This window comes from Proteiniphilum sp. (assembly GCF_034331125.1).
Taxonomy (GTDB): Bacteria; Bacteroidota; Bacteroidia; order Bacteroidales; family Dysgonomonadaceae; genus Proteiniphilum; species Proteiniphilum saccharofermentans.
In genome coordinates this window covers 84,124-97,136 of record NZ_JAXQGC010000009.1, presented here as the reverse complement: position 1 = coordinate 97,136, position 13,013 = coordinate 84,124, and the positions used below count along the sequence as shown (strand labels likewise).

Genomic DNA, 13,013 nt, shown 5'->3' with positions numbered 1-13,013 from the left:
AGAATAAATGAGCAGAGGAGCCTGCCAAAACCAATTCATCAATAGAACAATACCAATGAGTTGGAATATATGATATAAATGTGTTTTTTGCCTTTTTCCTGGAGGGAAATCAGGCCCGGAATTCAATCAAGTGAATTTTCGGGTATTCACCTTTGATGTCATTGTCTAAATATTCGGAAAGTTGCAGGACATCGTCGAAGTAGCCTGTTCTCTCATTCCTGTGATCCGGACGGCAAGGTTTTGAAGGAAGCTCTGCCGGATGCAACTTCGAATAACGGGCAGACTTGGATGCCAGGAATTTCCTCACATTTTCAATATACTCCAAGGGAATCTCCGCATGGAACTTCTTCCGCAAGCCATTTTGATCGGTACTGCCGCTTTCCATGGGAATGTATCTCAGGGTGCTTTTCCCGGGGCTTTTATTCTCTTCTTCCACAATAGGAAGTTTCAGGGTATGCATCAGGTTGATAATGTCGCTTGTCAGCAACTGGGATTTGAATTCGAGTACTTCCAGATCCCGTATTTTGGTTTTCTCATCTATATTTTGCTGTTTCAGATGTTCTAATGAAACGTCTACTTCAATATTGAAATTCCTGAACTTCAGTTCCAGTTCATGCAGGATATCATAAAAATCAGGGGTATTGTCGAAACGGTCGAAACGCAGGTCTTCCGGTAGGAGTTTTAACTTTAACAGGTGTTCTTCCGACGGATAATACCTGTCAAATCCTTCTTCTTGGAGCTTCCGGTGTGTTGCACAGATACATACCTTATTCCGGTACATGTGCCGTATCAGGTCGGACAGGATTTTAGACTGAAATGTGCGCTTAATTTGTTGCTGTTTTGATTCCCTGCGAATGGCCTGCCAGGTAAGCACTGTTCCCAGGGCGGCAAAGGCCGCTAGCAAAAGGTTGGTGATCTCGTCTGCATCCGTTTGCCCCAAACGAGTAGGATTTGTGTTGACTGACGTTTTCTCGGATGCCTGCGCAATTTTGTCCAGTGTTAAGCTCGGTTCGATTTCAACGCCATAACAACTTACCGACAAGACCACTATCAAGGCTGTCAGTAAAATAAATCGTTTTGATACTGCCATTATGATTATTTGTTTTTCACTTCAATCGCATGAATTATTGTTCAGGACTACCTTGCCCGTCAACTTTCTGACTATCGTGTTATTACGCACCTCAACCGTTTCCTTAAGAAGGCCGTTCCTCAATCGTCACACAAATATATGCAATTTAATCTCTCAACCAGCTCCTTTCACTGAAAATTTATTCAAGGTTATCCAATAATCAATCACGATGGAACATCCACCCACTACACGAATTCTTCTTTCAAAGTTTCGACCCATTTAGCGAGGCGTTCTTCAGTCATATCGTACTCGTTATCCTCATCGATGGGAAGTCCTACCCACAAACCGTCGATTACGGCGGTAGACTCGTCGTAGGTATACCCTTCATCCGGAACCCGGCCTACAATTTCGGCTTTATCGCTTAATTCGTCGTAGACCACTTTCATCGATTCGGCAAAACTGGTCGAGTAAGAAGCGCTGTCGCCCAGTGCGAAGATGGCTACCTTTTTTCCGGTGAAATCCATTCCGGCAAAACTTGGGAGAAATCCGTCCCAGTCGTCCTGCAGGTCTCCTATCCCTGTAGTGGAAGTCCCTACCACAAAATAGGGATAATCTTTTATTTCATCAATGGAGACATACTCCACATTGTATAAGTCGGCATTTCCGTCGAACAGGTCCTGCACCTGCCTTGCCACAGATTCTGCGTTCCCACCCGATGAACCGTATAGAATCGCTATTTTATTCATAATTTTTGTGATATTCAACTTTTGATCTATTGAATAACAACTTAAAAAGGAAATTGTTTGTCGGCGTGAGATGCAAATATTTTTTCTCGTTCCTCTTTCTTTTGTAGATAACGGGAAAAATATTATTTTTGCACTTCTATTCGGCTCTGTAGTTCAATGGATAGAATAGCGGTTTCCTAAACCGTAGATCCGGGTTCGATTCCCGGCGGAGCTACTTTTACTTTGCCCTGTTTGCCATCGTCGTGCACTTCGCGTTGTCCGATTTTCAGGGATCCATCGTACTTGCTGCCCATTTCTACTTCCAAAAAATCGGAAACGATATCGCCTTGGACCGATCCGGTAGTTTTTAAAATAAGTTCTTTGCTTTTGATAGAGCCTTTGATGTGTCCGAAGATAATGACATTGTCGCTTTCCAAAGAACCTTCCACATTTGCTTTTTCCCCCAGGATAATGCCTTGTTTTGACGATATGTTTCCTTCCACTTTGCCGTCGATCCGGATAATGCCGTCTCCATGAATATCCCCTTTGAAACTCATATCGTTACCTACGACGGTGGTGATAGGAAGGGAATCCAACTTTGAAACCCCGACATCCTTTTTTCTTTCTTCTTTAGCCATAAATTTCTTCCTCATCATCAAGACTTATGTATTTTTTAGGGTTGATCCTCTTCCTGTCATAAATAATTTCATAGTGTAAATGCGGCCCCGTACTCCTTCCGGAACTGCCCATCAATCCGATAAATTGCCCGCTCTGCACATAATCACCTTTCTTCACATGGATTTGCCAGAGGTGTGCATACAGCGTTTGGAGGTTTTTATCGTGTTCAATGATCACGCATCTACCGTATCCGCTTTTATATCCGGCAAAAGTGACTATCCCGCAACCCGTGGTTTTAATGCTGTCACCCACCTGGCCTTTAAAATCTATGCCGCCATGAAATTCCGTACTTCTTCCTGTGAACGGGTTACGGCGATACCCATATCCTGAACTTATTTTTCCGTCAAATGGTTTGCCTATCGGTACCGAATTTAATGTTTCCTCCAATCCCAGTACCTGCTTTTGATAAAAATCGGCAAATTCGTTGATATTTGTGATGTCAAATTCAGCGCTTATTCCCCCCCCATATTGTCCATTTTCAACTTTTCCAACCCCCTGTCCTGAAGGAATGAGTTGATGCGGTACATCCCTGAATCAATGGACGCAAAAGCGGTGAGGGCTTTGTGTAGATCGATCCGGCTCCGGATATAATTGGCCCTGTCCAGCCTTTCCTGATAAACCCGACTGGTGTTCTGATAGATCAGGAAACCGGAAACCAGGATAAAGGAGATGATAAGCAATGAGAGAAATGCCGCGTATTTCCGCCAGTGGACAATGATGTGGGTGGGTACCTGACGGACTTTGCTTGTCTTCTCCCTGGAATTAACAATTAGAACTGAGGTCTTATGTTTCATTGCTAAACTTTACCAGTTTTAAGTGAGTTATGGTAAAACAATCGGTAAAAAATATTTATCTATATTTAAACGTATTGATTATAAGTGAATTGTGTTTGTCTTTAATGCCGTGAATATTTTATTGCACGGTATTAAGTTTATTAAAAAAATTACCTGACAGTAAAACAAAAGTAGCAATAAATATTTAAATAATATTTTATTTACGATTTTTTAATCGATGTTTTCTGTCGATTTTTAAGTTAAACCGTATGATTGTTTCGTAAAATTTTTCGTTCCAACAGGATGCAGAAGAATTGCCATACTTTAGCCTGTGCAGGACAAAAGATCAAATAGGCTTAAAATCAGATGTTTATCGTGTATACTGTGGCAGCATATAAAAAAATCGATAAGTGATATTTTTAACTATAAATTTACTTTAATAATGTTATTAAAATAAAAAATAATTTAACTTATGTGTGTGGATTTGAGATGTGTACAACTAAAGCAGAGGCCCTTTGAAACTTGAAAAACAATAAAATGAAAGTGATAAAACGATTAAGAATGGAGTCTCAAAACATAATCACCGGCAGAGTTGTTTAAATCTGAATAATAGAGACTCTCAGTTACAGAAAGATAGCGGAGAGATTCCCGATAGGGCGAATGAGACTATTTCGTTAAGCAATCGCAGAGCCAGTAATCTAGGAGTATGCGGTTCAAATAATCTGGATTTATTGGACAATCAATATAAACTTTATGGGAAATAAGATGCAAGATAAGAAAGTATTGCCTGAAGAACAGGCAAACGCGTTGCTGGCTTCCTTGCGGAGTCGGTTTGAGAAGAATATGAATCGGCACGAAGGTCTTGACTGGGGCAAGATACAAAACCGGCTTGAAGAGTATCCGGAAAAGTTATGGTCACTCAACGAGATGGAGGGGACCGGAGGAGAACCCGATGTGATAGGATATGACAAACAGCTTGACAAGTACATCTTTTGTGATTGTTCGCCTGAAAGTCCGAAAGGCCGAAGGAGTGTATGCTATGATCCCGAGGCATTGGCATCAAGAAAAGAGCATAAACCCCGGCACAGTGCTATCGGGATGGCCTCGGAGATGGGAATAGCGCTGCTGACGGAGGAGCAGTACCATGCCTTGCAGCGGTTAGGAGAGTTCGATACCAAAACCTCAAGTTGGATCGTGGCACCTCAGGATGTCAGGAAGTTGGGCGGTGGATTATTTGGGGACCGGCGGTATGGGCGGGTTTTTATCTATCATAATGGTGCCGAGTCTTATTATGCGGCCAGAGGATTTCGCGCTGTTTTAGAGGTGTAAAGTTAAAAAATGATTATCTTTGTTCCTTGTTATTGATTTAATTTAAACCGCTCACAATCATGAAGTATAGCAAATTATTTTTCTTTTTTAGTGTTGTTGCAATTGTATCTTTAGTTTCCTGTAACGCGAAAAAGGCGGGCGAAGCCGAATGGGTACAGCTTTTTAACGGTAAAGACCTGACCGGATGGACGCCAAAGATCACCGGATATGAAATGGGGGATAATTTTGGAAATACCTTCCGGGTAGAGGATGGGATGATCAAAGTACGCTACGATGGAGGATACGATTCATTCGATAACCGTTTCGGGCATCTATTCTACAAAGATCAGTTCTCACACTACCGGTTACGTGTGGAATACCGTATTGTAGGTGACCAATGCCCCGGTGCGCCCGGCTGGGCATATAAGAACAGCGGGATCATGATTCATGGGCAGACGCCTGAATCGATGGACAAAGACCAGGATTTTCCTACTTCCATCGAGGTGCAGTTACTTGGCAGTGATTCCTTGGTGGAGCGTACCAACATGAATGTGTGTACCCCCGGAACCAATATTGTGATGGATGGAAAGTTGACCTTGGATCATTGCATCAACTCATCTACCGGATATTTTTATGGCGAAGATTGGATCACTGCCGAAGTAGAGGTAAGGGGTGACGATGTGATAAAGCATATCATTAATGGTGATACCGTGCTTCAGTACTCGCAACCACAATTAGACGAACGGGACGCAACCTATCCCAAGTTGGTTGAGCTGAATGGTGGTGACAAAATGCTGAGCGGTGGCACTATCTCCCTGCAGAGCGAAGGACATCCTATCGATTTCAGGAAAGTGGAGATCATGGTGCTGGAGGAGTAAAAATATACACAGCCCTTCCATAGCCTCAACGGTGATGGATTACTGTAAAAATAAAAACCCGCTTCGCAGATGTGAGGCGGGTTTTTTATGAATGATACTCAACGGGTTTATTGTGAAAACTAACGTTAAGCGAATTTATCTAACTTGTTAGTCTAATTGCGGTCCTGAAGGGATCAATGCTATGGCAGCATCGTTGTCGCAATATTGCTTGAAGTTTTCAATATACATGGCGGCCAGTTTCTTGGCTTTTGCTTCCCATTCGCTCTTATCGGCGTAAGTGTTACGCGGGTCGAGGATGTCAGAAACACCTTCCAGTTTTGCAGGAGCCGTCAGGTTCATGATAGGAATATGTACCTTTTCTGCCTTTTCAATTGAACCGTCGATAATGGCATCGATGATGGCACGAGTATCTTTCAGGGAGATACGTTTCCCTGTTCCGTTCCAACCGGTATTTACCAGATATGCTTTGGCGTTGTGCTGATTCATCTTTTCAACCAATGTTTTTGCATACATGGTGGGATGCAGCGTGAGGAACGCTTCTCCGAAAGCGGGAGAGAACGAAGGCTGCGGCTCGGTGATACCACGCTCGGTACCTGCCAGCTTGGAAGTAAATCCGCAGAGGAAGTGGTACTGTGCCTGGTTGTCGTCGAGGATAGATACCGGAGGCAATACGCCGAATGCGTCAGCCGACAGGTAGATGATCTTGTTGGCGTGGCCGGCACGTGACGGAAGGACGATCTTGCTGATGTGGTAGATAGGATACGATACGCGGGTATTTTCGGTAGTAGAACCGTCAGCGAAATCGATATTGCCTTCGTCATCCACAGTTACATTTTCCAAAAGGGCGTCGCGACGGATAGCGCGCCAGATGTCCGGCTCGTTTTGTTCGCTCAGGTTGATCACCTTTGCATAGCAACCACCTTCGTAGTTGAATACGCCGTGATCATCCCATCCGTGCTCGTCGTCACCGATCAGGTAACGTTTCGGGTCGGCAGACAAAGTGGTTTTCCCTGTTCCGGAAAGACCGAAGAAGATAGCCACGTCACCATCTTCACCTACGTTGGCAGAGCAGTGCATCGAAGCAATACCTTTCAATGGCAGGTAGTAGTTCATCAAGGCGAACATACCTTTTTTCATTTCACCACCGTACCAGGTACCACCGATCACCTGCATTCTCTGGGTAAGGTCGAACAACGTGAAGTTCTCAGAGTTCAGACCTTGCTCTTGCCATTTGTCGTTGGTTACTTTGGAACCGTTCAAACATACGAAATCGGGCTCACCGTAGTTGGCCAGTTCGTAGTGTGACGGACGGATAAACATATTGGTTACGAAGTGGGCCTGCCAGGCAACTTCCATCACGAAACGTACTTTCATACGTGTGTCGGCGTTGGTGCCGCAGAAAGTGTCCACTACATACAGTTTTTTCGCTTTGGAAAGCCGGTTGGCTACCAATCCCTTGCAGTAGTCGAATGCTTCACGGGTACAAGGACGGTTAATAGTGCCATCCCACCACAGTGTGTCTCTTGTGATGTCATCTTCAACGATGAATTTATCTTTGGGAGAACGGCCGGTGAATTTGCCGGTGTAAACGGCAGTAGCGCCGCTCTTCGTTAATTTAGCTCTCTCGAAACCTTCGTTCGCCGGATTCATTTCATCCTGGTAAAGCGTCTCGTAGGAAGGATTATGAACGACTTCAAAATCGCCCGTAATGCCATACTTGCTCAAATCTAAATTTGCCATTTTGATAAAATTAGGGTTTAATATTATGAATGAATAAAACTTGCATGCAGACCAACCTAAAAACTGGCATACAAAAATATACAAATTCTTTCAAACAGGAAAATAATTAAAGAAATTTTTCTTTAATTGGCTGTTTTTTTATCAGCACATCTTTTTTAAAACAAAAAATTCATATCAAAAGTTTAGCTAAGCAGAGAAAATCATTACCTTTGTTTTCCGGAAATCATTACTTCATCCAGTCGGTTGCGGAACTATTCCGTTAAGCCAAGTGAGCAGAGGTTAAGTTTGCTTATGCTATGTCATGGCGGGAATTGGAAGATATTTGTTTTACATCGTGACAAGCTGGAAGAGATAAAACTAATTTATAACAATGGAAGTATACAACTTTTCGGACAGTAATTCTCTACTTAACTCTTTTATCCGTGAAATAAGGGATATTACCATTCAGAACGACCGGCTCCGGTTCCGCCGAAACATAGAACGTATCGGTGAGATTATGGCTTACGAAATCAGTAAAGGATTCCAGTATGAGAAAATTGAGGTAAATACACCGCTTGATGTGGTGGAAGTGAGCATTCCGGATGAGGATGTTGTTATTGCTACTATCCTTAGGGCGGGACTCCCGTTCCATCATGGCATATTGAATTATTTCGACGGGGCGGAAAATGCTTTTGTATCTGCTTACAGAAAATACAAGGAGACAGGCCATCAGTCGTTCGACATCCATATCGAATACATCGCATCACCTTCCATAGAGGGGAAAACCTTGATCCTGGCCGACCCTATGCTGGCAACAGGAAGTAGTATGGATTTGACCTACAGGGCACTGCTTACCAAAGGAACCCCGGCACAAATCCATATTGCTACGATCATTGCCAGCAGACAGGCAATTGATTATTGCAAGGCCAATTTTCCTGAAGATAAAACAACGATTTGGGCTGCGGCTATCGATCCCGATTTGAATGAGTCTTCCTATATCGTACCGGGTATTGGAGATGCAGGAGATCTCGCTTACGGGCAGAAGATTTAGAAACTGTTTTGAACTTTACGAGAAATTATATTACACTTATTTTTCCACTCTTTCATCTTGTTTTTTGCCCTTTTTCGCGCCTTTGAATTTTCATTTCTTTCAAGTAGCCCGCTACATTTCAATAAATGAAAATCCAAATCCATCAAAAAATTGCTAAAAAACAATGGATGAAAAAATTCAAAACAGTTTCTTAATCATAGAATTTTTTTTCAAAGGCTTTGAATTCACCTTTTTTGAGGATCAGCCGTCTCCATACGGCAGACAGGAATCCCGTGCCATATCCTGTGATTTGAACCCAGGCCGCAATAACACTGTAAAGTGCCACTTCGAACGAGCTGTTTTTTATAAACGAATCGATAAAAACCAACAGGGAGTAAACCAATGGGATAAGCAAAAACGGGGTATACAAAAGTGATAAAAGAAGGCTGAATGTTATCCCTACCACAAAAAGGGAAGGTAACAGATGTACTGCCTTGAGTGAACCCGGGTGAATAAGATGCAGGTTGATACGTGCAATACCTGAATTATATACCTGTTTAAAGAATTGCCTGAAAGTGCTCCTGCGTTTATGATACACGAAAGCGCCGGGAATAAGTGCGGTTTGGAACCCGTTTTTCAGCAGGCGTAAGCTAAAATCGATATCTTCCCCGAATCGCATGGCTCCATAACCGCCTATGGCCTCAAATGCTTTTTGGGATACCCCCAGGTTAAAACTTCTGGGATTGAATTTTTCCATCGACTTTTTCCCGCCGCGGATACCACCTGTCGTAAAAAATGAGGTCATGGAATAATTGATCGCCTTTTGTGTGATGGTAAAAGAGGGCAGTGCCGCATCCGGACCCCCGTAAGCGTCCACCCAATGGTCTTCAAGAAAATGTGAAACGGTTTCGATATAATTCGGCGGAATGATGCAATCTGAATCGAAGAAGATAAGGTAATCATACTTTGCACCCGCCGCTCCTGCATTTCTGGTGAGGCCGGGACCTGAATTGGGTTTTTCGAAATAGATGATATCCAGTTTGTCACGGTATTTCTTCACCACGGTATCGCTCTTCCGGGTAGACCCATCCTCAACAACCACTACTTCAAATTGCTTGTCTGTCTGTTTGCAAAGGCTTTCGAGAAGTTCATCCACCTCATCAGGACGATTATAAAGAGGTATGATAATTGAAAAAAACATAAAATTTACCCATTTAATCAGCACAAAGCTAGTTATTTTATTTCATATGATCAAAGCGTTTATTTCTTGTATCAATCATCTTTTTTCATCTTCCCAGCATAAAAGATATGCTGCTTATCCTGGTGATGGATCGGGCTATTTCAGTCTAAAAACAAAAAAATGTTAAATAAATGTGAAAATCATTGAATATTTAAAAAAAAAGAATATCTTTGTCCTTTCCAATAAATATTGTTTTTTTGATATGTTGCGGGAGAAGGAACAAGATATCAATAACGATGGTTAATGAGAGATTGTTATCGTATGGTAAGATTTTGTAAAATAGTTACTTACATACTTGTTTTATATTGCGTCCTATCATGTAAAAATGGAGAGGAGGTTTTAATCAAGGGGGAGATTTCGAATTTAGAAAATCCCTATATCTTGGTTACCTGGCTTTCTGCAGATACACTGGCCATCGATACAATCAATGTAGACACAAAAGGAAAATTCAATTACAGAAACCAAATCGATACGCTTACCACTTTTTCACTCTATCTGAACAATTATGAGAGTGTTGCAGTTGTTTTTGCAGACAAAGGACAATCTTTGAAGGTGAAGGGTGATGCTTTGTTGCCGGATCTTATTGAAGTGACCGGTAATGAGATCAATAACGATCTGACGCTGTTCAAGACGCAAAACCGTGAATTGCTTGCGCAACGGGGGCAGTTGTTGCTTAACCTGAGCAGGGAATCCCACGTTGATACTATCCTCAATAAGCCGATGTCCCGCCATGATGAGATTGCCAGATTGCAATTGCTCAATCATGAATTGATATCACAGGCGGAAGAATTTATCGAGAAAAATCCCGGCAAATTTTCCAGTCTTATCCTCATCAATAATTTTTTTATAAATAGCGATAATCCTCAGGCACTGGAACGGGTATTGGGATATCTGCAGGGAGATGTGACCAATACTCAGTATGCTGCCCGGCTCAGATCCTATTCTGAAAGGATCAACCGCTCGGGCGAAGGTGTGCAGATGCCCTATTTTATACTCAAAGACAAAGAAGGGAATAGTATCTATTCTCACCAATTCAAAGGAAAATATCTGCTGCTTTCTTTTGTTTCTACCGCAGGGATTGAATCGCGTGAGACAATCGATTTGCTGAAAGAGGCATACCGGGAAGTCAATAGGGACAGTGTGGAGTTCCTTACTGTATATATCGATTCCGATATTTATCCCGTGGAATATGTGGAAAATGATTCTATTCCCTGGAGTGTGGTTCCCGAGAAAAGGAGTTGGGGATCGGATATTGTAGACGCGTACAATGTGCAATATATACCATTTAATATTCTGATCGCTCCCGACGGCAATATCAAAGTACGCAATATTCCCGCTCAGGGAGTAGTGAATGCAATCAGAAATTCTACCGAAGATTAAGTGTAAGAAAAGGCTTGGTGACATGCTGGTCAAGTTGTTTGGAGCGGCTGTACAGGGTATCGATGCAACGCTCATTACCATTGAAGTTAACTGTTCGAGAGGGATTAGGTTTATGCTGGTAGGCCTGCCGGATGCCTCTGTGAAAGAAAGCCATGAACGTATCGTATCAGCCGTCGAAGTAAACGGGCTGAAATTTCCACGTCAACAGATTGTTATCAATATGTCTCCTGCGGATATCCGGAAGGAGGGGTCGGCGTATGACCTGCCACTTGCCGTCGGCATCCTCGCTGCTTCCGGATCGGTTTCCCGTGCCAGGTTGGGTGATTATCTGATAATGGGTGAATTGTCGCTCGACGGAACCATTCTTCCTTTGAGGGGAGCGTTACCCATTGCGCTGATGGCAAGGGAGAAAGGTTTCAAAGGGTTTGTCCTGCCGGTGGCGAATGCAAAGGAGGCCGCTGTGGTGGAGGGATTGGATGTTTATGGAGTGAATAATATCCGTGAGGTCGCCGCTTTCTTTAATGGAGAACAGGAGCTATGCCCAACAAAGATCGATCTGCAACGTGAGTTTCTGGAGGGACGCTCTTCTTTCGAACTCGATTTTTCAGATGTGAAGGGGCAGGAAAACGTGAAGCGGGCGTTAGAAGTAGCTGCCGCCGGAGGGCATAACGTGATTCTTATTGGTACTCCGGGTTCGGGAAAGTCGATGATGGCAAAACGAATGTCCTCTATCCTGCCTCCTTTTTCGTTGGAAGAGGCACTGGAGACTACAAAGATACATAGTGTGGCCGGTAAAACTGATCTGGACAGGTCGCTTATGACCGCCCGTCCCTTTCGCTCTCCTCATCATACCATCAGTGATGTGGCGATGGTGGGTGGAGGGTCATATCCCCAGCCCGGCGAGATAAGTCTGGCGCATAATGGAATTTTATTTCTGGATGAACTGCCTGAATTCAGCAGGAATGTGCTGGAAGTGATGCGACAACCGTTAGAAGATCGTAAGATCACCATTTCCCGTGCCAAATTCACTGTGGACTATCCTGCCGGATTTATGCTGGTCGCAGCAATGAATCCCTGTCCCTGTGGCTATCATAATCATCCGGATAAGGAGTGTATATGTCCTCCCGGAGCAGTACAGAAATATCTCAATAAGATTTCGGGGCCACTTCTGGACAGGATCGATATTCAGATAGAAATTGTGCCGGTTCCCTTCGAAAAAATATCCGACCCTGTCCCCGCAGAACGTAGTGCTGATATACGTAAGAGAGTCGTGAGAGCAAGGGAGATACAGTTGCACCGGTTTAAAAACAGGAAAGGAATCTTTTGTAATGCACAGATGAACGGTAGGATGTTACGTGAATATGCTTCTCCCGACCAGAGAGGAATGCAATTGTTAAGGGCAGCAATGGAAAGGCTCAACCTCTCAGCCCGTGCCTACGACCGCATATTGAAGGTGTCCCGTACCATTGCTGATCTCGAGGGGAGTGAACAGGTACAGCCATCTCATCTGGCGGAGGCAATTAACTACCGGAATTTAGACAGGGCGAATTGGGCATTGTAAGGTGTCCCACCTTTTCACCTTTTCTCAAAATGATGGTCATCATAGAATCTTGTAAAGGTATGCCCCCATCGGAACCCGAGTTTCCTGAACTCTTCCACTACCGGATGGCCGGGATAGAGGGTACCGTTCACGGTGGTATCCCGTACTGCTCCTTCCGGTTTGTTGGGCCGTTCTTCTCCCTTCCATCGTAAAGGGTTGAAGCGGGGATTGATGTCAATAGCCATTCCTGCCGCATGCTTTGAGTAGGTGATGTCGCGGTAACAGAAACTGTAGCTGTTGTTGTCATCCATCGACAAACTGTCGTTCCAGTTGTATTTCACAATAGGGATTGCCTTTTCGATGACGAACTCCTTGTCGAGCATAAACCTGAAGATCTTCTTGATCTCTTCTTCTATTATTTTGTTGGAAAGTATTTGTCCGCGGTGGATACGCCCGTCGGTAGAGAGATATGTTACATCGAAAAGAGTTAATTGGTCAATAATGCTCCGGGGGGCTTTGGTACCGGAAATAGCCTCTTCAAAGGTGTAGGCAGCATCAATTATTGTGTCATTTCCAACAGGTATTGTCTCAGATGTTTCCACATCATCGTGAAGCCAATAGTGCGAGGTTGTATCGGTAATTTCGGAGGGTAGTCCGGATTTTGTCACCGGGT

Annotated in this window: 13 protein-coding genes and 1 tRNA gene; 6 read left to right on the top strand and 8 right to left on the bottom strand. The window is 43.6% G+C overall.

All coding sequences use genetic code 11. From position 1 onward, the window contains the following. Window positions 1–109 precede the first annotated feature (109 nt). Complete coding sequence (locus tag U2P89_RS02825) at window positions 110–1,090, bottom strand: hypothetical protein (protein ID WP_322190560.1); 981 nt, start codon at window positions 1,088–1,090, stop codon at window positions 110–112. Between the two features lie 224 nt (window positions 1,091–1,314). Next, on the bottom strand, window positions 1,315–1,815 hold the full coding sequence (locus U2P89_RS02820; protein ID WP_019538294.1) for a flavodoxin: 501 nt from the start codon (window positions 1,813–1,815) through the stop codon (window positions 1,315–1,317). A gap of 142 nt (window positions 1,816–1,957) precedes the next feature. Between U2P89_RS02820 and U2P89_RS02815 the strand changes: the two genes are divergently transcribed. Continuing rightward, window positions 1,958–2,029, top strand: a tRNA-Arg gene (locus U2P89_RS02815). Here U2P89_RS02815 and U2P89_RS15220 read toward each other — a convergent pair. The 3 genes from U2P89_RS15220 to U2P89_RS02805 all read right to left on the bottom strand — a co-directional run bounded on the left by U2P89_RS15220 (window position 1,992) and on the right by U2P89_RS02805 (window position 3,266). Further along, window positions 1,992–2,432, bottom strand: coding sequence for a bactofilin family protein (locus U2P89_RS15220; RefSeq protein ID WP_416188606.1), 441 nt, complete (start codon window positions 2,430–2,432; stop codon window positions 1,992–1,994). The genes U2P89_RS02815 and U2P89_RS15220 overlap by 38 nt on opposite strands. Further along, complete coding sequence (locus tag U2P89_RS02810) at window positions 2,425–2,859, bottom strand: M23 family metallopeptidase (RefSeq protein WP_175533492.1); 435 nt, start codon at window positions 2,857–2,859, stop codon at window positions 2,425–2,427. Before U2P89_RS02810 ends, U2P89_RS15220 begins: the two co-directional genes overlap by 8 nt. Window positions 2,860–2,924: 65 nt before the next feature. Beyond that, window positions 2,925–3,266, bottom strand: coding sequence for a hypothetical protein (locus tag U2P89_RS02805; protein WP_139233427.1), 342 nt, complete (start codon window positions 3,264–3,266; stop codon window positions 2,925–2,927). A gap of 744 nt (window positions 3,267–4,010) precedes the next feature. Between U2P89_RS02805 and U2P89_RS02800 the strand changes: the two genes are divergently transcribed. Both U2P89_RS02800 and U2P89_RS02795 read left to right on the top strand, forming a co-directional pair. Then, the gene (locus tag U2P89_RS02800) at window positions 4,011–4,574 is read left to right on the top strand and encodes a DUF4256 domain-containing protein (RefSeq protein WP_313379658.1); all 564 of its coding nucleotides are present in this window, start codon (window positions 4,011–4,013) and stop codon (window positions 4,572–4,574) included. Window positions 4,575–4,633: 59 nt separating this feature from the next. Then, window positions 4,634–5,431, top strand: coding sequence for a 3-keto-disaccharide hydrolase (locus U2P89_RS02795; protein ID WP_091908342.1), 798 nt, complete (start codon window positions 4,634–4,636; stop codon window positions 5,429–5,431). A 147-nt stretch (window positions 5,432–5,578) separates the two neighbouring features. Here the strand turns inward: U2P89_RS02795 and pckA are convergent, their stop codons facing one another. Then, on the bottom strand, window positions 5,579–7,171 hold the full coding sequence (gene pckA / locus U2P89_RS02790; protein WP_091908385.1) for a phosphoenolpyruvate carboxykinase (ATP): 1,593 nt from the start codon (window positions 7,169–7,171) through the stop codon (window positions 5,579–5,581). 370 nt (window positions 7,172–7,541) lie between these two features. On the opposite strand from pckA, the gene upp reads away from it, so the two are divergent. Continuing rightward, a complete protein-coding gene (gene upp, locus U2P89_RS02785; RefSeq protein WP_091908340.1) occupies window positions 7,542–8,201 on the top strand; it encodes a uracil phosphoribosyltransferase in 660 nt (219 codons plus the stop codon). A gap of 190 nt (window positions 8,202–8,391) precedes the next feature. On the opposite strand, the gene U2P89_RS02780 is transcribed toward upp, so the two are convergent. Next, complete coding sequence (locus U2P89_RS02780; RefSeq protein ID WP_091908338.1) at window positions 8,392–9,381, bottom strand: glycosyltransferase; 990 nt, start codon at window positions 9,379–9,381, stop codon at window positions 8,392–8,394. Window positions 9,382–9,663: 282 nt separating this feature from the next. Between U2P89_RS02780 and U2P89_RS02775 the strand changes: the two genes are divergently transcribed. Then, a complete protein-coding gene (locus U2P89_RS02775) occupies window positions 9,664–10,800 on the top strand; it encodes a TlpA family protein disulfide reductase (protein ID WP_076931862.1) in 1,137 nt (378 codons plus the stop codon). Between the two features lie 22 nt (window positions 10,801–10,822). After that, window positions 10,823–12,361, top strand: a complete 1,539-nt coding sequence (locus tag U2P89_RS02770; RefSeq protein ID WP_322190558.1) for a YifB family Mg chelatase-like AAA ATPase — start codon at window positions 10,823–10,825, stop codon at window positions 12,359–12,361. A gap of 14 nt (window positions 12,362–12,375) precedes the next feature. Here the strand turns inward: U2P89_RS02770 and U2P89_RS02765 are convergent, their stop codons facing one another. Next, on the bottom strand, window positions 12,376–13,008 hold the full coding sequence (locus U2P89_RS02765; protein ID WP_232001478.1) for a M15 family metallopeptidase: 633 nt from the start codon (window positions 13,006–13,008) through the stop codon (window positions 12,376–12,378). Between the last annotated feature and the right edge of the window lie 5 nt (window positions 13,009–13,013).

Bases quoted from the DNA above. Each gene is read 5' to 3' on its own strand.
- U2P89_RS02825 (WP_322190560.1), bottom strand. From the start codon at position 1,090: ATGGCAGTATCAAAACGATTTATTTTACTGACAGCCTTGATAGTGGTC.
- U2P89_RS02820 (WP_019538294.1), bottom strand. From the start codon at position 1,815: ATGAATAAAATAGCGATTCTATACGGTTCATCGGGTGGGAACGCAGAA.
- U2P89_RS15220 (WP_416188606.1), bottom strand. From the start codon at position 2,432: ATGGCTAAAGAAGAAAGAAAAAAGGATGTCGGGGTTTCAAAGTTGGAT.
- U2P89_RS02805 (WP_139233427.1), bottom strand. From the start codon at position 3,266: ATGAAACATAAGACCTCAGTTCTAATTGTTAATTCCAGGGAGAAGACA.
- U2P89_RS02800 (WP_313379658.1), top strand. From the start codon at position 4,011: ATGCAAGATAAGAAAGTATTGCCTGAAGAACAGGCAAACGCGTTGCTG.
- U2P89_RS02795 (WP_091908342.1), top strand. From the start codon at position 4,634: ATGAAGTATAGCAAATTATTTTTCTTTTTTAGTGTTGTTGCAATTGTA.
- pckA (WP_091908385.1), bottom strand. From the start codon at position 7,171: ATGGCAAATTTAGATTTGAGCAAGTATGGCATTACGGGCGATTTTGAA.
- upp (WP_091908340.1), top strand. From the start codon at position 7,542: ATGGAAGTATACAACTTTTCGGACAGTAATTCTCTACTTAACTCTTTT.
- U2P89_RS02780 (WP_091908338.1), bottom strand. From the start codon at position 9,381: ATGTTTTTTTCAATTATCATACCTCTTTATAATCGTCCTGATGAGGTG.
- U2P89_RS02775 (WP_076931862.1), top strand. From the start codon at position 9,664: ATGAGAGATTGTTATCGTATGGTAAGATTTTGTAAAATAGTTACTTAC.
- U2P89_RS02770 (WP_322190558.1), top strand. From the start codon at position 10,823: ATGCTGGTCAAGTTGTTTGGAGCGGCTGTACAGGGTATCGATGCAACG.